The following is an 18,528-nucleotide window of genomic DNA, read 5'->3' as shown; positions in this document are numbered from 1 at the left end:
ACGAGTTGCAAGGGGAGGCGGTGTGGCGCCGGTCTCGCGCTCGCGCGACGTCCGGGCCGCGGTGGGGTCGAGACCCTACGATCTGCCCATGCGCCGCACCCTTGCCTCCGCCGCCGTCCTCGCGCTCGGGACGCTCACCGCCCTCACCGCCTGCGCCCCCGTCGACGAGGAGCCCACCGCCTCCGACCCGGGCAGCTCGCCGAGCGCGACCGAGGACGCAGCCGCCCAGGACCCGGCCGAGTGCGTCACCGACGACATGCTCCTGGAGTCCGGCGTGCTGACGGTGGGCACCGACTCCCCGGCGTACGAGCCGTGGTTCGTCGACAACGACCCCACCAACGGCGAGGGCTACGAGAGCGCGGTGGCCTACGAGGTCGCCGACCGCCTCGGCTTCTCCGAGGACCAGGTCACCTGGGTGACGGTGCCGTTCAACACCTCCTTCGCGCCCGGGCAGAAGGACTTCGACCTCGACATCAACCAGATCTCGATCACCCCGCAGCGCGCGGAGGTCGTGGACTTCTCCGAGGGCTACTACCAGGCCGCGCAGGCCGTCATCGCGCTCGAGGGCACCGCCGGCGCCGAGGCCACCAGCCTGGAGGACCTGGCCGGGCTGCGGCTGGGTGCCCAGACCGGCACCACGTCGCTCACCGCGATCCGCGACGTGATCCAGCCTGAGGAGGACCCGGCGGTCTTCCAGAACACCAACGCCGCCAAGCAGGCCCTGGTCAACGACCAGGTCGACGCGATCCTGGCCGACCTCCCGACCGCCTTCTACATCTCGGCCGTCGAGATCGAGGACAGCGTAATCGTCGGGCAGTTCCAGCCCGCCACCGGCGAGCAGGAGGAGTTCGGGATGCTCTTCGAGAAGGGCTCCCCGCTGGTCGCCTGCGTCGACGCCGCGCTCGCGGCGATGCGCGAGGACGGCACGCTCGAGGACATCGAGACCGAGTGGCTCTCCGACGTCGTCGACGTGCCCGAGCTGCAGTAGTGGGACCCTCCGGGTCCGGTACGACGGCAGCGGCCGCCGGCGCCTGGCGGCCCAGCCCGCGCGAGCTCGAGCGCCGCGCGGCCCGCCGCCGCCAGGGGCGCCGCCGGCTCCTGTTGGCGAGCCTGAGCACACTCGTCGTCCTGGGAGCCCTCGTGGCGGTGGTCGTGACCTCGCCCGGCTGGCCGCGCGTGCGCGAGACCTTCTTCAGCCCCTACCACGCGCGGGAGTCCTTCCCCGCGATCGTCGACGGCTTCTGGCTCAACGTGAAGCTCTTCGTGCTGTGCCAGCCGGCGATCCTCGTGCTCGGCCTGCTGGTCGCGCTCGCCCGTGGCACGCACTCGCCCTGGATGGCGCCGCTGCGGCTGCTCGCGGTGGTCTTCACCGACGTGCTCCGCGGCATCCCCACCCTGCTGCTCGTGCTGCTGCTGGGCTTCGGCATGCCGGCCCTGGAGCTGCAGGGCCTGACCAACGACCGCTACGTGTGGGCCGGCGTCGCGCTGGTGCTGTCCTACTCGGCGTACGTCGCGGAGGTCTTCCGCGCAGGCATCGAGTCGGTGCACCCCTCGCAGATCGCCAGTGCCCGGGCGCTCGGTCTGGGCCACGTGCGGACGCTGCGCCACGTGGTCGTCCCGCAGGCGGTGCGGCGGATCGTGCCGCCGCTGCTCAACGACTTCGTCTCGCTGCAGAAGGACACCGCCCTGGTCTCGGCGGTCGGCGTCTTCGACGCGGTCTTCACCGCGCAGGACTACGGCCTCTACAACTTCAACTTCACCCCGCTCGTGGTCGTCTCGGCCTTCTTCGTCGTGATGACCGTGCCTCTCGCCCGCCTCACCGACTGGCTGCAGCGCCGGGTGGTCGAGCGCGAGCGGGCAGGAGGGGTGGCATGAGCGCCCCGGACGCGGGCGGGGAGTCGACCCGGGACCGCGAGCCGGTGCTGCGGGTGCGCGGCCTGCGCAAGGCCTACGGCGAGCGGCTGGTCCTCGACGACGTCGACCTCGACGTGCACGCGGGCGACGTCGTCTGCCTGATCGGCTCCTCCGGATCGGGCAAGTCGACCCTCCTGCGCTGCCTGGACCTGCTCGAGCCGGTCGACGACGGCACCATCCACCTCGACGGCGTCGAGATCACCGACCCCGCGGTCGACGAGCGGGCGGTGCGCCGGCGGATCGGGATGGTCTTCCAGGCCTACAACCTCTTCCCCCACCTCACGGTGCTGGAGAACTGCACCCTCGCCCCTCGCCACGCCCACGGCGTACGCCGGCGGGAGGCGCGCGACCGGGCGCTCGGGCTGCTCGAGCGGTTCGGCCTCGCCGGCCACGCCGACCAGCACCCGGACCGGCTCTCGGGCGGCCAGCAGCAGCGGGCTGCCGTCGTACGAGCCCTCTGCACACGCCCCGAGCTGCTGCTCCTCGACGAGATCACCGCGGCGCTGGACCCCGAGCTCGTGGGCGAGGTGCTCGACATCGTGCGCGACCTGGCCGCGGGCGGGACGACGATGGTGCTGGCCACCCACGAGATGTCCTTCGCCCGCGAGGTCGCGACGACCGTCTGCTTCCTCGAGGGTGGGCGGATCCTCGAGCAGGGCCCGCCGGCGCGGATGTTCAGCGACCCGACCCACGAGCGGACCCGTTCGTTCCTCAAGCGGGTCCTCGCACCGTGACAGTAGTTCTGTCAGGATGCCGCCCATGACTGAGGCAGCCGAGCAGAACATCGTCCTGGGCCAGGGTTCCGGCCCCCTCAAGGGCGTCAAGGTCGTCGAGATCGCCGGCATCGGCCCGGGCCCGCACGCATGCATGCTGCTCGCCGACCTCGGCGCCGACGTCATCCGGGTCGACCGCCCCGGCGGGCAGCTCATGACCGGCGGCTCCCACGACCTGCTCAACCGCGGCCGTCCCAGCGTGGCGCTCAACCTCAAGGACCCCGAGGCGGTCGCCACCGTGCTCGACCTGGTCGCCGAGGCCGACGTGCTGATCGAGGGCATGCGGCCCGGTGTCGCGGAGCGGCTCGGCTTCGGCCCCGAGCAGTGCCACGCGCGCAACCCGCGCCTGGTCTACGGCCGGATGACCGGCTGGGGCCAGACCGGCCCGCTGGCCACCGCGGCCGGGCACGACATGAACTACATCGCCATCACCGGCACGCTCTTCGGCCTGGGCCAGGACAAGAGCCGCCCGCACTTCCCGACCAACCTGGTCGGCGAATTCGGCGGCGGCTCGACGTACCTCGTCATCGGCATCCTCGCCGCGCTGCTCGAGGCCAAGACCTCCGGCCAGGGGCAGGTCGTGGACGCCGCGATCGTCGACGGCACGGCCAGCCTCAACGCGATGACCTCGGCCTTCCTGCACTCCGGCACCTTCACCGAGCAGCGCGCGAGCAACCTGCTCGACGGCGGCGCCCCGTTCTACGACGTCTACGAGACCTCCGACGGCCGGCACATGAGCGTGGGTGCCCTGGAGCCGCAGTTCTTCGCCGAGCTCGTGCGGCTGCTCGGCGTCGAGGACCGCTGCCCGGGTCAGATGGACTTCGACCGCTTCGACGAGATGCGCGCCCTGTTCGCCGAGACCTTCGCCCAGCGCACGCAGGCCGAGTGGGTCGAGCTCTTCGAGGGCACCGACGCCTGCGTCGCGGGGATCATCCCGATGAGCGAGGCCAAGGACCACCCGCACATGAAGGCTCGTGAGGTCTTCGTCGAGCACCACGGCGTCGTCCAGCCGCAGCCGGCGCCCCGCTTCTCCCGCACCCCGGCGACCCTCGACCTGCCGCCCTCGGAGAAGGCAGGCATCCACACCCGCGCGGCGCTCGCCGCCTGGGGCATCGCCGACGTCGACGGGCTGATCGAGCGCGGGGCCGCGGTCCAGGCCTGAGCCGCCGCGCACCAGACTGGCCCCGTGAAGCCCTTCCTGTTCCTCGGCACCCGCGCCGAGGACCTCGCCGCCGACGGCGAGGTGGAGGCAGTCCTGCGCTTCTCCGGGCTCGCGCCCGGCGACGTACGACGGGTGCGGCTCGAGCGCGAGACGCTGACCGAGGCCGTGGGGGCTCCCGCGGAGGAGCTCGACCTGGACGCCTGGTCCGGGATCATCCTCGGCGGCGGCCCGTTCAACGTCTCCGACCCCGAGGACACCAAGGCCCCCGAGCAACGCCGGGCCGAGGCCGAGCTGCGGGTCCTCGCCGAGCGGGTCGTCGAGGCCGACGTGCCGTTCCTGGGCTGCTGCTACGGCATCGGCACCCTGGGCCGCTTGCTCGGCGGGGTGGTGGACCGCACGTACGGCGAGCCGATCGGCGCCCTGCCCGTCACCCTCACCGACGAGGGTCGCGCCGACCCGCTGCTCGGCGACCTGCCGCCGACCTTCGACGCCTTCCTCGGCCACAAGGAGGCCGTGCGCGAGCTGCCCCGCGGCGCGGTGCTGCTCGCCTCCTCGGCCACCTGCCCCGTGCAGGCCTTCCGCCTCGGCAGCCGGGTCTACGCCACCCAGTTCCACCCCGAGCTGGACGCCGACCAGCTCGTCACCCGCATCCGGGTCTACGAGCACCACGGCTACTTCGAGGCCGGCGGGGCCGACGTGCTGATCGACGCCGCCCGCGCCGCCACCGTCACCGAGCCGCCCCGGATCCTGCGGCGGTTCGTGGAGCTGTTCGCGCGGGACTGAGCCGGGTGGGGTTGGTCGAGCAGCGAGCGCCAGCGAGCGTCGTCGAGACCGCCGCACCGGTCCGGGGTCGGCGACCACAGGCAGCTCACGCGGTCTCGACGACGGCTCGCTGGCGCTCGCCTGCTCGACCACCGGGTGCTGCGGCTCGCCGGTGCTCCTCGCACCTCGACCACCGGCGGTCCGGATCTCTAATGAACATCTGTCAATAGGGCCGGATCTCGGCTACCTTCGTGCCCATGACCCAGACCCAGCCCGAGCACGTCGACGTCCTCGTCATCGGCGCCGGCCTCTCCGGCATCGGAGCCGCCGCCCAGCTGCGCACCCGCCACCCCGGCCGCACGGTCGCCGTCCTCGAGGCGCGCGAGCGCCTCGGCGGCACCTGGGACCTCTTCCGCTACCCCGGCATCCGCAGCGACTCCGACATGTTCACCTTCGGCTACCGCTGGCGCCCCTGGCCCAGCGACACCTCCCTCGCCGACGGCCAGCTGATCCTCGACTACCTCCGCACCGTCGCGGAGGAGTACGCCGTGGACGAGCTGATCCGCTACGAGCACAAGGTCACCGCGGCCAGCTGGAGCAGCCAGGCGCAGCAGTGGACCGTCACGGTCGAGACGCCGGACGGCACGAAGGAGCTCACCACCGGCCTGCTCTGGGGCTGCTCGGGCTACTACGACTACGAGACCGGCCACGCACCGCACTTCCCCGGCCAGGAGCGGTTCGCCGGCGAGATCGTGCACCCGCAGTTCTGGCCCGAGGACCTCGACTACGCGGGCAAGAAGGTCGTGGTCATCGGCTCGGGCGCCACCGCGATCACGCTGATCCCCGCGATGGCCGACCAGACCGAGCACATCACGATGCTCCAGCGCTCCCCGACGTACGTGCTGAACCGGCCGGCGCGCGACCCGCTCGCGCGCAAGCTGGCGAAGCTGCCGGAGTCGGTGCGCTACCCGATCGTGCGGTGGTCCAACATCCTCATGCAGGTCGGCTCCTACCAGGCGTTCCAGAAGTTCCCGGGCTGGGCGCGGGGCTACATCCGCAGCCAGACGGAGAAGCTGCTGCCCGAGGGCGTCGACGTCGACACGCACTTCAAGCCGGCCTACGACCCGTGGGACCAGCGGCTGTGCGTCGTGCCGAGCGCCGACCTGTTCAAGGCGCTCCGGCGCGGGCAGGCCAGCATCGTCACCGACACGATCGAGACCTTCGACGAGACCGGCATCGTGCTGACCTCCGGCGAGCACCTCGACGCCGACATCATCGTCACCGCCACCGGGCTGAAGATGAAGCCCTTCGGCGGGCTGCCGCTGACCGTCGACGGCGCCGAGGTCAAGCTGCACGACACGATGGCCTACAAGGCGCTGATGCTCTCCGACGTGCCGAACTTCGTCTTCACCATCGGCTACACCAACGCCTCCTGGACGCTCAAGGCCGACCTGGTGGCCGACTACGTCTGCCGGATGCTCGAGCACCTCGACAGGACGGGCCGCAAGGTCTTCGTGCCGCGGCGCGACGAGAGCGTGGGTGAGCGGCCGTTCATGGACTTCCAGTCCGGCTACGTCCTGCGTGCGCTCGACGACCTGCCCGTCCAGGGCGACCGGGCGCCGTGGCTGCTCAAGCAGAACTACCTGGTCGACGTCCGCAGCATCCGCCGCGCCCCCCTCGAGGACGGGGTGCTCGAGCTCGTGTGAGTGCCCGCACCTCCGGGCACCCGCGCGGGTGAGATAACCCGACGTGGCCCCGGGAAGGGTCAGGTGGACCGAACACACACCAGACGCACGGAGGTGCACGCATGGGACTCGGTGACAAGATCTCGAACAAGACCGAAGAGCTCAAGGGCCAGGGCAAGGAGTCCGTCGGTGACGCCACCGGCAACGACGACCTGAAGGCCGAGGGCAAGGCCGACCAGGCCTCGGGCAAGGTCAAGGGCGCCGTCGAGGACGTGAAGGACGCCGGCAAGAAGCTCAAGGACGGCCTCACGTCCTGACGTGACGTCGACCACGTCACCTCATGGCGAATAGGACCACCGGGCTGCTCCCCGTACATTGGGGAGCAGCCCGTTCCGGTCTCGCCCCGGGCTCACGAGTCGGCCGCCGTGCCGCTCCCCTCCCACATGGGAGGCACGTCCGCCCCAGATCGATGGCGGACGCACTGGTGGGACACCCTGCAGTAAGAGATCCCTTGACCAACGCATCGTTCGCCGACCTCGGCGTGCCCGCAGACCTCGTCCGCGTCCTCGCGGACCTCGACATCACCACCCCCACCCCGATCCAGGCAGCGACGCTGCCCGACTCGCTGGCCGGACGCGACGTCCTCGGCCGCGGTCGCACCGGCTCGGGCAAGACCTTCGCCTTCCTCCTGCCCCTCGTCGCCCGCCTCTCCGGTGGTACGCCGGCAGCCTCGAGCCGCCCGCGCGCGCTCGTCCTGGTGCCCACCCGTGAGCTGGCACAGCAGGTCCAGGAGTCCCTGGCCCCGCTGGCCAAGGCCGCGGGCCTCACCTCCCGCACCGTCTTCGGCGGTGTCGGCCAGGGCCCCCAGGTGCAGTCGCTGCGCCAGGGCGTCGACGTCCTCATCGCCTGCCCCGGCCGGCTCGAGGACCTCATCAAGCAGGGCCACTGCCGCCTGGACCGGATCGAGATCGCGATCCTCGACGAGGCCGACCACATGGCCGACCTCGGGTTCCTGCCGGCCGTGCGCCGCCTGCTGACCGCCACCCCCAAGGGCGGCCAGCGACTGCTCTTCTCCGCCACCCTCGACAAGGCCGTCGACGTGCTGGTGCGCCAGTTCCTCGACCAGCCCGTCACCCACGAGGCCGACTCCCCGCAGTCGCCGGTCAAGCAGATGGACCACCACGTCCTGCGCCTGGCCCGCGAGCACCGCCTGCCCACGCTGGTCGACCTGACCAGCGCCCCGGGGCGCACGGTCGTGTTCACCCGCACCAAGCACGGCGCCAAGGCGCTGACCCGCCAGCTCAACAGCGCGGGCGTGCCCGCCGTGGAGCTGCACGGCAACCTCGGCCAGGGTGCCCGCACCCGCAACATGGAGGCCTTCCACTCCGGTGCCGCCAGCACCCTGGTGGCCACCGACATCGCGGCCCGCGGCATCCACGTCGACGACGTCGCCCTCGTGGTGCACGCCGACCCGCCGGCCGAGCACAAGGCCTACCTCCACCGCTCGGGCCGTACCGCCCGTGCCGGTTCCGCCGGCACGGTCGTCACCCTGAGCACTCCCGACCAGGACCGCGACGTGCGGGACCTGGCTCGTGCGGCCGGCATCAAGCCCCGCATCACCGTCCTCGACGGCCCGGGTCACCCGGTCCTCACCGAGCTCGCCCCGGGCGAGCGCACCCTGGTCCCGGGCGGCCTGACCCTCACGGCGCCGCAGCCCTCGGGCCAGCAGCGCGGCGGCGGCTCCGGCGGCAACGGCGGCGGCTCGCGTCGTCGCCGCGGCGGCAAGGGTGGTGGCGGTCAGGGCGCCTCGAGCCGCGGCTCGTCCTCGCGCTCGGGCGGCAAGCCGTCGCAGGGGTCGGGCCAGGGCCCGGGTCAGAAGTCGTCCGGGTCGTCCCAGAAGTCGTCGGCCGGGGCCCGCTCCGGTCGCCGTCCCGCCGCCGCTGGGGCCGGGTCCTCCCGCCACAGCGCCGCGTCGTTCAGCTCCAAGGCCCGCTGAGGGGGTAGCCGCTGATGAGGTCGCAGGTGCGTCGGGCGTTGTGGGACATGGTTCCGCGCGACCATCGCGAGAGCCAGGAGGCACTGCGACGGCGCCAGCTCGTCGTCCTCGGCTTCGTGCTGGTCGGGGCCGTGGTGCTCGGGTTCTCCCTGCGCACCGAGCCCGGCTCGACCCAGTTCTACGTCTTCACCCTGGCCATGGCCGGGCTGTGGACCGTCGGCGCCTTCGTCTCCGGCCCCCTGCACCTGGGCCGCATCGCCCTGCGCGACGACTACGTCAGGCCCGTCCTCACCCCGTTCGTGGTGGGGGCGGTCCTGGTCGGCGTCTTCACCGCGGGCGGCCTGCTCGTGCGCTCGCTGTCCTTCCTGGACCCGCTCACCGCCCAGATCCGCGACGTCCTCGCCTACACCAGCGAGAGCAACCTGTGGGTGCTCGGCCTCATCACCGCCGTCAACGGCATCGCCGAGGAGCTCTTCTTCCGCGGCGGTGCGTACGCCGCGGTCACCAAGCACCCGGTCTACGTCACGACCATCGCGTACGCCGTGGCGACCGCCGCCACCGGCAACATCATGCTGAGCTTCGCCGCCGTGCTCCTCGGGCTCGTGGTCGGCCTGGAGCGCCGGGCCTCCGGCGGCATCCTCGCGCCGATCATCACGCACCTGACCTGGTCGCTGTCGATGCTCGTGATCCTGCCGCTGATCTTCCTCTGACATCGACCCGCACCGCACCCACCACCGAGGCCGGGTCGGCGCCGCCGACGGGGCGCACGGGAGGAGGGGTCGGGACACTGCCCCGGAGGAGGGTGGATGGGCCTGGCCGTCCACCCGTGAGGGACGAGCGGGAGGACTGGTTCCGACGAAGGGGCAGTGTCCCGACCGCTCCTCCCGGGTGCCCCACCTACTGCGGTGCCGACTCGGCCGACCCCGACCAAGCTCAGTCCTCGGCGATCGCCTGGCGCACGGCCTGCGCGTAGGTCATCGGCTCACCCGGCACCACGTCGCGGATGGAGAAGTCGGTCTGCACCACCTCGGTGCCCATCGACTCGATCAGGTTCCCGGCGGTGGTGGCGTCGACGCCCGTGACCAGCTTGATCCACCACTCCGAGAGCATCGGGGTGCCGATCGGCACCTGCAGGATCGGGACCCGGCGCCCGTGCATGACCTCGGCCGCGCCCTGCAGCATCCCCTTGTAGGAGAGCTGGTCCGCGCCGCCGATCTCGAAGACCCGGTCCTTGGCGTCGTCGTTGCCGGTGACGCCGACGAGGTAGCGGATCACGTCGTCCACGGCGATCGGCTGGGTGCGGGTGCCGGCCCAGCGGGGCACGACCATGACGGGCAGGTTCTTGACCAGCTCACGGGTCATCTCCCACGAGATGCCGCCCGAGCCGACGACGATCGCGGCGCGCAGCACCGTGACGGGGACCCCGGCCTCGCCGAGCAGCTTCTCGACCTCGCGGCGTGAGCGCAGGTGCGGCGAGAGGTCCTCCCCGTCCTTGCCCAAGCCGCCGAGGTAGACGATCTGCCCCGCGCCCTGGGCAGCCGCGGCCGCCCCGAAGGCCTTCGCCGCCTCGGCGTCCTTGCGCTCGAAGTCGTTGTCGTCGAGGGAGTGGACGAGGTAGATCGCGACGTCGACGCCCTCCAGCGGCTCGGCCAGCGAGCCGGGGTCGAAGACGTCGCCGCCGACGGGGGTACCGGGGCCGTCGTACGACTCCGGGCGCCGGGTCATGGCGCGCACGTCGTGGCCAGCCTCGATCAGTGCGGGCACGAGGCGGCGACCGATGAAGCCGGTGGCACCGGTGACCAGGACGGTGAGGCTCATGCGTCCAGACTAGGGAGTCGGCGCCGGCGTACGACACACCCGTCCTAGGGTGCCGATGCCTGCTTGCCCGGGTCCGGACGGCCGCGCTCGGCACGCGCGCGGATCTGCTCGCGCCGCGTCTCGTCCATCGCCTGCTCGTACGCCGCGACCAGGCTGGCGATGGAGAGCGGCTTGATCCGCTCCACGACCTCGCGGATCGTCTCGGCCGAGGCGCCGGCCTCCTTGTACGCCGGCCACACCTGCGTCAGGAACAGCTCGTTCAGCTCCTCGGCCACCTGGCGGCCGTGGCGGGAGTAGACCTCGGCCGCGGCCACGGCGGCCTCGGTGGGGAAGCCGAGCTCGAGCAGCCCGACCCCCACGGCCAGCTGGGTCGGGGTCACCGACCAGGCGCCGCGCCGCCCCTCGGCGGGGCGGATGATGCGCAGCGCCTGCAGCAGGCGCAGGGCGTCGGCGTCCAGGTCGCGACCGGCGCGCGCGACCAGCTCGGCGGTGGTCATCTCGACGGTGGCCTCGGCCTGCCACGGCGCGAGCATCGTGCGGTGCAGGGCGATCTGCTCGGGGGTGGCGTCCTCGGGCACGGCGGCGAGGTACTTCTCGATCGCCGACAGCGTGAAGCCGTGGCTCTGCAGCTCGCGGACCAGCTCGAGCCGGGAGACGTGGTCGGGGGTGTAGTAGCCCGAGCGACCGCGCCGGATCGGCGGCGGCACCAGGCCCTTGGTCGTGTAGAAGCGCACGTTGCGCACGCTCATGCCGACCCGGGTCGTGAGGTCCTCGAGGGTCAGCAGCTCCTCGGGCTTGGCCGCAGGCCGCTCCGATGTGTCCGCCATCACACCTCCTGTCCGGTCCGCTCCTTGACGACGGTGACAGTATCGGTGTCACAATCGACGCACAACGTACTGCAACCCCCGAGGACGGTCATGGCTGAAGCATTCGTGTACGACCACATCCGCACGCCGCGCGGCAAGGGCAAGGCGGCGGGCTCGCTGCACGAGGTCAAGCCGGTCGACCTGGTGGTCGGCCTGCTCGACGAGATCAAGGTGCGCAACCCCGGGCTGGACCCGGCCCGCGTCGACGACATCGTGCTGGGCGTCGTGACCCCGGTCGGCGAGCAGGGTGGCGACATCGCCAAGACCGCCGCGCTGGCCGCCGGCTACCCCGACACCGTCGCCGGCGTGCAGCTGAACCGCTTCTGCGCCTCCGGCCTCGAGGCCGTCAACCAGGCCGCCGGTCGCATCCGCGGCGGCATGGAGGACCTGATCTTCGCCGGTGGCGTGGAGTCGATGTCCAACGTGCCGATGGGCTCCGACGGCGGCGCCTGGGCCCAGGACCCCGCCACCGCGCTCAAGGCCGGGTTCGTCCCGCAGGGCATCGGTGCCGACCTGATCGCCACCATCGAGGGCTGGAGCCGCGAGGACGTCGACGCCTTCGCCGCCGAGTCCAATCACCGCGCCGCCAAGGCGTGGGCCAACGGCTACTTCGCCGACTCCGTCATCCCGGTCAAGGACATCAACGGCGTCACGGTCCTCGACCACGACGAGCTGATCCGCCCCGACACGAGCGTCGAGGGCCTGGCCGGCCTCAAGCCCTCCTTCGCCCAGATCGGCGCCGACGCCGGCTTCGACGACGTGGCGCTGGAGAAGTACCACTGGATCGAGAAGATCAACCACGTCCACCACGCCGGCAACTCCTCCGGCATCGTCGACGGTGCGGCCCTCATGGCCATCGGCACCGAGCAGGTCGGCAAGGACCTCGGCCTGACCCCGCGCGCGCGGATCGTCTCCATGGCCGTCTCGGGCGCCGACCCGACGATCATGCTCACCGGTCCCGCCCCGGCCGCCCGCAAGGCGCTGGCCAAGGCCGGCCTCGAGACCAAGGACATCGACCTGTTCGAGATCAACGAGGCGTTCGCCGCGGTCGCCATGCGCTTCATGCGCGACATGGGCATCTCCGACGAGATCACCAACGTCAACGGCGGCGCCATCGCCATGGGCCACCCCCTCGGCGCCACCGGCGCGATGATCCTCGGCACGCTCATCGACGAGCTGCAGCGCCGCGACCTCAAGCGCGGCCTGGCCACGCTCTGCGTCGGCGGCGGCATGGGTATTGCCACGATCGTGGAAGTGGTCTGAGCGGCGGAGCCGCCAGACCACGACTCGATCGTGGCAATGATGGTGGTCGAGCGAGCGGCGCGACTGAGGAACGAAGTCGCGACCCGCGTGTCGAGACCCCGTGACGTACGCGCCGACGGCAACCACGGCCGCGCCGTACCCCAAGACGATCTTCAGACCTGAGACAGGAACCCACAGAACACATGAGCGCCACCGAGACCCAGACCGCCGTCCACTACGAGAAGGACGCCGACGGCATCGTCACCCTCACCCTGGACGACCCCACCGCGTCGGCCAACACCATGAACGACCTCTACCGCGAGTCGATCAACGCCGCGATCGACCGCCTCTACGACGAGCTGGCCGCCGACGAGTCACAGGTCTTGGGCGTCGTGATCGCCTCGGCGAAGAAGACCTTCTTCGCCGGCGGCAACCTCAAGGGCATGGTCCAGGCCGGCCCGGCCGACGCCGAGGACGTCTTCCGGATGGCCGAGGACGTCAAGGCCGGCCTGCGCCGCCTGGAGAAGCTGCCCAAGCCCGTCGTGGCCGCGATCAACGGCGCCGCGCTCGGTGGCGGCCTCGAGATCACCCTGGCCTGCAACCGCCGCGTCTGCGTCGACGACCGCTCGGTCAAGCTCGGCCTCCCCGAGGTCAGCCTGGGCCTGCTGCCCGGCGGCGGCGGCGTCACCCGCATCGTGCGGATGTTCGGGCTGCAGGACGGCCTGATGAGCGTGCTGCTCGAGGGCAAGCAGTTCAGCCCCCAGCAGGCGCTGGAGAAGGGCCTGGTCGACGAGCTGGTCGCCACCCGCGAGGAGCTCGTGCCGGCCGCCAAGAAGTGGATCCTCGAGAACCCCGACAAGCACCAGAACCCCTGGGACGCCCCCGGCTACAAGATGCCCGGTGGCTCGCCGAAGTCCCCGGCCCTGGCCGGCTTCCTGCCCGCGTTCCCCGCGCTGCTGCGCAAGCAGACCAAGGGCGCGGTCTACCCCGCCGCACGGGCGATCCTCTCGGCCGCGGTCGAGGGCGCCAGTCGTGACTTCGACACCGCCTCGCGGATCGAGTCGCGCTACCTGACGAACCTGATCGTCAACCAGGGCTCGAAGAACATGATCCAGGCGTTCTTCTTCGACCTGCAGGCGATCAACGCCGGCAAGCTGCGCCCCCAGGGCATCGAGCCCTGGAAGGCCACGAAGGTCGCCGTCCTCGGCGCCGGGATGATGGGTGCGGGCATCGCCTACTCCTGCGCCCGCGCCGGCATGGAGGTCGTGCTGAAGGACGTCTCCGCCGAGGCCGCCGCCCGCGGCAAGGCCTACTCGGAGAAGATCAACGAGAAGGCCGTCTCGCGCGGCAAGCTCACGCAGGAGAAGTCCGACGAGCTGCTCGGCCGGATCACCCCGACCGACGACTACGCCGACCTGGCCGGCTGCGACCTGGTCATCGAGGCCGTCTTCGAGGACCCGTCCCTGAAGCACCAGGTCTTCGCCGAGGCCGCCAAGCACGTCAACCCCGACGCGCTGCTGTGCTCCAACACCTCGACGCTGCCGATCACCGAGCTCGCCGAGGGCGTGGACCGCCCCGCCGACTTCATCGGCCTGCACTTCTTCTCCCCCGTGGACAAGATGCCGCTGGTCGAGATCATCAAGGGCAAGGCGACCTCCGACGAGGCGCTGGCCAAGGCCTACGACGTGGTCCAGCAGATCAAGAAGACCCCGATCGTGGTCAACGACAGCCGCGGCTTCTACACCTCGCGGGTCATCGGCACGATGGTCAACGAGGGTCTGGCGATGCTGGCCGAGGGCGCTGCGCCGTACTCCATCGAGCGCGCCGCGACCCAGGCCGGCTACCCCGTCGGCCCGCTGCAGCTGACCGACGAGCTCAACATGGAGCTGATGTCCAAGATCGCCAAGGCGACCAAGGACGCGGCCGAGCGCGACGGCGGCACCTACGAGCCGCACCCGGGCTCGCTGGTCGTGGAGAAGATGATCGAGCTCGAGCGCCCCTCGCGGCTCAAGGGCGCGGGCTTCTTCGACTACGTCGAGGGCAAGCGCGGCTCGATCTGGCCCGGACTGGCCGAGGTCTACCCGGTCGCCGAGCAGCAGATCCCGTTCGTCGACATGAAGGAGCGGATGCTCTTCGCCGAGGCCGTCGAGACGGCCAAGTGCTTCGAGGAGGGCGTCATCGAGTCGGCGGCCGCCGCCAACATCGGCTCGATCATGGGCATCGGCTTCCCGCCGATGACCGGTGGTGCCGCCCAGTTCATGACCGGCTACGAGGGCCCCGAGGGCACCGTCGCGGCCGGTGAGATCGGCCTCGCGGCGTTCGTGAAGCGCGCCGACGACCTGGCCGACAAGTACGGGGAGCGGTTCCGCCCCACGCAGTACCTCCGCGACCTCGCGGCGAAGGGCGAGTCCTTCCCCGCCTGATCAGGTCCCCGCAGCACCGTGCTCGAGCCGTCGCCCTCCGGGGCGGCGGCTCGAGCCGTTCCGGCTGGTGCGGAGGACTGTTCAGGAGGTCGACAGGTCGAGCAGGAGGTGCCCGGTCCCGGCTCGAGCCGGTGTCACCAGGACATAGTCGTCGGCGACGCCCTCCACCTGGACGAAGCCGTCGGCGGGCAGGTCCTGCGCCGGGAGTCCGACCCGCTGGGCCACCGCGCCGGAGGGGTCGCGCACGACCAGCTCGTCCTGCTCGACGGAGAGCTCGAAGAACGAGCCGTCGGAGGCCACGAGCGCACCGTCGGGGCGCCCCTCGGTGGTGAGGACGGTCCCGTTGCCCACCCAGCTGCGGGTCTCGGCCGCAGGCCCCTCGAGCAGGTACGTCACGGCCAGGACGCCAGGCCCGCTGCGGACCTGGAGCACCTCGCCGCGCGGGAAGGACGGCAGGTCTGCGACGGAGGAGTCCTCGAGGGAGGCCAGGACGGGGGTGCCGGTGACCTCGAAACCCGGCCCGAACGGAGCCGGGCACTCCGCCAGCCAGACGGCCACGTCGCCCGCCACGCCGCAGACGACGCCGGCCCGGGAGACCAGGACCTCACCGGTGCGGGGGTCCACGACGTCGCCACCCAGGACGATCCGCTCGTCGCGGATGGACAGGTCGCACGCCGCGGTCGCGTCCCAGAGCTCGCTGCCGTCCACGAGGTCGAGGGCCACGATGCGGCTGCGCCCGCTCTGGCACGTGAAGCGTGGGTCCTCGCGCACGAGCAGCGTGTCGTCGGCCGCGCCCACCACCGTGGTGTGGAGCTGCCGCCGGCTCTCCCAGGTCCAGGCTCGGGAGCCGTCCGCCACGTCGAGCCCCAGGATGATGCCGTTGCTGACGCGCAGCGCCGCCGCGGCGTCGGTCCCGGTGCCGGCGACGACCCCTGACTCCAGACGCCCCCCGTCTCCCGCTCGAACCAGTCCTCGTCGTGCTCCCACAGCTGCTCGCCGTCGCGCGAGGTCGCGCTCAGCACGGCCGTCGTCCCGCGGGTGCCGAAGGCCACCACCGCCTGCTCCGACACCGACAGGCGCTCGATCACGTCCAGGCCCGAGTCGCGCCAGCTCCACGAGACCTCGCCGAGCACGGGCGCCACGCTGCCGTTCGCGCTGCCGGGGGCGGTACCGGGGTCCTCGCCCTCCTGTCCGGAGCAGCCACCGAGCAGGACCAGGGACGCGAGAGCGGGGAGCGCGAGAGTGCGGAGGGCGGCGGGGGCGCGCCGAGAGGCGCGCTTCACCACGGGGTCACGCCGGGACGGGAGATGTGCGGCGGTCGTCCGCCGGGCCGCTGCGGGGTCTCGGGGGCGTCCGGATGGTCGCTGCCACCCTGCTCCAGCAGAGCGCGCTCCGCCTCGGCCGCCAACTCCTCGACCGTGCCTGGCAGCGAGCTGTAGTCGCCCCGCGTCGTCATGCGCGCCTCCTGCCCTCGGGGGTGTCGCCGGAAACACCGGTTGACGCCCGCAGCGCGAGGGGAGCGGTCACCATGGGTCCGTGGACGGGACAGGCGGGGAGCGGGCGCTGGTCGAGGTGCGGGACCTGCACGTCCGCTTCGGGGAGGTCGAGGCCGTCGCAGGCGTCCACCTGACGGCGTACGCCGGCCGGGCGACGGCGCTCCTCGGCCGCAACGGGGCGGGCAAGTCGACGACGATGCGGGTGCTTGCCGGGGTGGTGCCGCCGACGTCCGGGACCGTGCTGGTCGCCGGTCACGACGTGCACCGCCACCCGCTGGCGGCCAAGCGCGCGGTGGGCTACTGCCCCGACGTCGGCGGTCTCGTGCCGCGCGCGACGCCGTGGGAGCACCTGCAGCTCGCGGCCCGGCTGCGCCGGTTGCCGTCCGGTTGGGAGGAGCGCGGGCGCGACCTGCTCGAGCGCTTCGAGCTCGGCGACGTGGCGCACCGCGTCACCGCGGGCTTCAGCCACGGCATGGGCCGACGGCTCTCGGTGGTGCTGGCCGCCCTGCACGAGCCCGAGGTGCTGCTGCTCGACGAACCCTTCGACGGGGTCGACCCGATCGGTGTCGAGGCCACCCTCGACGTGGTCGCCGACGCCCGGGCCCGCGGTGCCGCGGTGCTGGTCTCCACCCACCTGCGCGAGCTCGCCATCGCCGCCTGCTCGACGGTCTCGGTGCTGCGCGGCGGATCGCAGGTCGCCGAGCTCACCGCGGAGGAGATGGCCGGCGAGGAGGGCGCGCGTGCCTACCGCTCGCTCCTCGACTGAGCCCCGCCCCCACCGGCACCACCCCGTCACCGAGGCGGTGCGGGCGGTCGCCGACGTCGGCACGCTGGTCCGCTTCCGCGCCGCGCACGTACGCCGGCCACGCGCCTTCCGCGCCGGCCTGGTCCTCTTCGCGCTGGGCTCGCTCGCGGTGGCGATGGTCCCGTCGCTCGTGCCGGGCGCGGGGGAGGGCGATCGCGCCCGCGACGTGCTCATCGTGCTGCCGACCGCCCTGGCCGCCCTGGTGCTGGTCTCGGTCGTGGCGGCGGTCGCTTCCGGGGGCGGGCGCGAGCTGCTCGCGCGCGACCCCGCCTCGATCCACCCGGTCAGCCCCACGACCGACCACCTCGGCGCGCTGGTCCTCGCCCCGCTCAACGTCGCGTGGCTGCTGCAGTCCTGGTCGCTGCTCGGCGCGGCGGCGTACGGCACCGGGTGGGGCTGGGCGCTGCTCGCCATGCAGGTCGCGATGCTCCTGTGGCTGGTGCTGGCCACCGCCCTGGGTCAGGTCGTCGCGTGGACGCTGGAGGGGCTGCGGCGGCTGCGGTTCGGCGAGGTGGCGCTGCGGGTCGCGACCGTCGCCTCGGTGGCAGCCGTGCTGGTCCTCCAGCTGCGGGGCGACCTGGTGCCGCTGCTGGACCAGGTGCCGACCGTGCGGGTCGTCGCCACCTCCGTCGGCGGGCCGTCCTGGGCCTGGGCCGGGTTGGTCGGGACCCTGGCCGGCCTGGCCCTGGCCGCCGTCGTGCTCGGGGCGGTCCCGGCCCACCTCGCCACCCGGCGGGTGCCGCACGACGAGCTGCGCGTGGAGTCCGGCTCCTACCGCGCCCGCCGGCTGCCCCGCACCGACCTCGCCGTGCTCGTGCGCACCGACCGCGCCTCGGTCTGGCGTGCCGTCCCGATGCGCCGCGGCCTCGCGGTGCTCGCCGTCGGCCCCGGTGTCATCGCGCTGCTCGGTGCCCTGCCGTGGGCGCAGCTGATCATCCTGCCCGGGCTGGTGGCCTCCGGCGGCGCGCTGCTCTTCGGGGTCAACGCGTGGTGCCTCGACGGCCGGGGCGGGCTGTGGCGCGAGAGCCTGCCGGTCGGCCCCGGCACGGTCTTCGCCGCGCGCGCCTGGGTGCTGGCAGAGTTCCTGCTCGTCGCCTCGCTGGTGACCGTCGTCCTGGGGGCACTGCGCGCCGGCGTACCCACTGCCTCCGAGGTCACCGCCCTCGTCGCCATGCTGGCCGTCGTCACCGTCCAGGTGGTCGCGGCCGCCATGCGCTGGTCGCTCGCCCACCCGTACGCCGTCGACCTCCGCTCCGCCCGCGCCACCCCCGCCCCGCCGCTGATGATGGTCGGCTACTCCAGCCGCCTCGCGCTCTCCACCACCCTCACCGGGCTGGTGTTCTCGGCCCTCGCCCGCCTCGACGACCCCCTCGCCGCCGTGCTCGTGGCCGTGCCCTTCCTCTGCTGGTCCGGCCTCCGGCTCGCCCGCGCGCACACCCGCTGGACCACCCCCACCGAGCGGGCCCGGGTGGTCGTGACCACCGCCGCCTGAGGCGCGGCGAGGTCGGGGGTGGTCGAGCTGACCCGATCTGGAGGTCCTGGCCTGAACCAGGTTCGGTGCAGGACCTCCACATCGGGTCACTGCG

General features: G+C 72.4%; 17 protein-coding genes. 13 read left to right on the top strand and 4 right to left on the bottom strand.

Features of this window, described 5'->3' with window-relative positions; translation table 11 throughout:
- Positions 1-88: 88 nt before the first annotated feature.
- The 9 genes from Q1V71_RS12460 (at position 89) to Q1V71_RS12420 (ending at position 9,002) form a co-directional block, all read left to right on the top strand.
- Positions 89-988, top strand: coding sequence for an ABC transporter substrate-binding protein (locus tag Q1V71_RS12460; RefSeq protein WP_300644142.1), 900 nt, complete (start codon positions 89-91; stop codon positions 986-988).
- Positions 988-1,875 (top strand): amino acid ABC transporter permease, encoded by an 888-nt coding sequence (locus Q1V71_RS12455; protein ID WP_300644141.1) that lies wholly within the window; start codon positions 988-990, stop codon positions 1,873-1,875. Before Q1V71_RS12460 ends, Q1V71_RS12455 begins: the two co-directional genes overlap by 1 nt.
- The gene (locus Q1V71_RS12450; protein WP_300644140.1) at positions 1,872-2,648 is read left to right on the top strand and encodes an amino acid ABC transporter ATP-binding protein; all 777 of its coding nucleotides are present in this window, start codon (positions 1,872-1,874) and stop codon (positions 2,646-2,648) included. Before Q1V71_RS12455 ends, Q1V71_RS12450 begins: the two co-directional genes overlap by 4 nt.
- Before the next feature lie 25 nt (positions 2,649-2,673).
- Positions 2,674-3,849 carry a CaiB/BaiF CoA-transferase family protein gene (locus tag Q1V71_RS12445; RefSeq protein ID WP_300644139.1) on the top strand — a complete coding sequence of 392 codons (1,176 nt, stop codon included), beginning with the start codon at positions 2,674-2,676 and terminating at the stop codon, positions 3,847-3,849.
- A gap of 24 nt (positions 3,850-3,873) precedes the next feature.
- On the top strand, positions 3,874-4,632 hold the full coding sequence (locus tag Q1V71_RS12440; protein WP_300644138.1) for a glutamine amidotransferase: 759 nt from the start codon (positions 3,874-3,876) through the stop codon (positions 4,630-4,632).
- A 236-nt stretch (positions 4,633-4,868) separates the two neighbouring features.
- Positions 4,869-6,317: an NAD(P)/FAD-dependent oxidoreductase gene (locus tag Q1V71_RS12435; protein ID WP_300644137.1), complete on the top strand. Its 1,449-nt coding sequence runs from the start codon at positions 4,869-4,871 to the stop codon at positions 6,315-6,317.
- A gap of 101 nt (positions 6,318-6,418) precedes the next feature.
- Positions 6,419-6,613: a CsbD family protein gene (locus tag Q1V71_RS12430; RefSeq protein ID WP_300644136.1), complete on the top strand. Its 195-nt coding sequence runs from the start codon at positions 6,419-6,421 to the stop codon at positions 6,611-6,613.
- Positions 6,614-6,807: 194 nt separating this feature from the next.
- Positions 6,808-8,292, top strand: coding sequence for a DEAD/DEAH box helicase (locus tag Q1V71_RS12425; RefSeq protein ID WP_367280143.1), 1,485 nt, complete (start codon positions 6,808-6,810; stop codon positions 8,290-8,292).
- 14 nt (positions 8,293-8,306) lie between these two features.
- Positions 8,307-9,002, top strand: a complete 696-nt coding sequence (locus Q1V71_RS12420; RefSeq protein ID WP_300644134.1) for a CPBP family intramembrane glutamic endopeptidase — start codon at positions 8,307-8,309, stop codon at positions 9,000-9,002.
- Between the two features lie 223 nt (positions 9,003-9,225).
- Here the strand turns inward: Q1V71_RS12420 and Q1V71_RS12415 are convergent, their stop codons facing one another.
- Positions 9,226-10,110 carry an NAD(P)H-binding protein gene (locus Q1V71_RS12415; protein ID WP_300644133.1) on the bottom strand — a complete coding sequence of 295 codons (885 nt, stop codon included), beginning with the start codon at positions 10,108-10,110 and terminating at the stop codon, positions 9,226-9,228.
- Between the two features lie 44 nt (positions 10,111-10,154).
- Positions 10,155-10,937 (bottom strand): MerR family transcriptional regulator, encoded by a 783-nt coding sequence (locus Q1V71_RS12410; protein WP_300644132.1) that lies wholly within the window; start codon positions 10,935-10,937, stop codon positions 10,155-10,157.
- A gap of 90 nt (positions 10,938-11,027) precedes the next feature.
- On the opposite strand from Q1V71_RS12410, the gene Q1V71_RS12405 reads away from it, so the two are divergent.
- Positions 11,028-12,239, top strand: a complete 1,212-nt coding sequence (locus tag Q1V71_RS12405; RefSeq protein WP_300644131.1) for an acetyl-CoA C-acetyltransferase — start codon at positions 11,028-11,030, stop codon at positions 12,237-12,239.
- A gap of 182 nt (positions 12,240-12,421) precedes the next feature.
- Positions 12,422-14,641 (top strand): 3-hydroxyacyl-CoA dehydrogenase NAD-binding domain-containing protein, encoded by a 2,220-nt coding sequence (locus tag Q1V71_RS12400; RefSeq protein WP_300644130.1) that lies wholly within the window; start codon positions 12,422-12,424, stop codon positions 14,639-14,641.
- An 81-nt stretch (positions 14,642-14,722) separates the two neighbouring features.
- Here the strand turns inward: Q1V71_RS12400 and Q1V71_RS12395 are convergent, their stop codons facing one another.
- Both Q1V71_RS12395 and Q1V71_RS12390 read right to left on the bottom strand, forming a co-directional pair.
- Positions 14,723-15,628 (bottom strand): hypothetical protein, encoded by a 906-nt coding sequence (locus Q1V71_RS12395; RefSeq protein ID WP_300644129.1) that lies wholly within the window; start codon positions 15,626-15,628, stop codon positions 14,723-14,725.
- A gap of 292 nt (positions 15,629-15,920) precedes the next feature.
- Positions 15,921-16,097 (bottom strand): hypothetical protein, encoded by a 177-nt coding sequence (locus Q1V71_RS12390; protein ID WP_300644128.1) that lies wholly within the window; start codon positions 16,095-16,097, stop codon positions 15,921-15,923.
- An 80-nt stretch (positions 16,098-16,177) separates the two neighbouring features.
- Here Q1V71_RS12390 and Q1V71_RS12385 point away from each other — a divergent pair, with 80 nt between their 5' ends.
- Together Q1V71_RS12385 and Q1V71_RS12380 are read left to right on the top strand one after the other, a co-directional pair.
- Positions 16,178-16,903, top strand: a complete 726-nt coding sequence (locus Q1V71_RS12385) for an ABC transporter ATP-binding protein (protein ID WP_300644127.1) — start codon at positions 16,178-16,180, stop codon at positions 16,901-16,903.
- A complete protein-coding gene (locus Q1V71_RS12380) occupies positions 16,878-18,434 on the top strand; it encodes a hypothetical protein (protein ID WP_300644126.1) in 1,557 nt (518 codons plus the stop codon). Before Q1V71_RS12385 ends, Q1V71_RS12380 begins: the two co-directional genes overlap by 26 nt.
- Positions 18,435-18,528: the final 94 nt, after the last annotated feature.

Source organism: Nocardioides sp., from assembly GCF_030149505.1.
Taxonomy (GTDB): domain Bacteria; phylum Actinomycetota; class Actinomycetes; order Propionibacteriales; family Nocardioidaceae; genus Nocardioides.
This window is presented reverse-complemented; position numbering and strand designations above follow the sequence as displayed.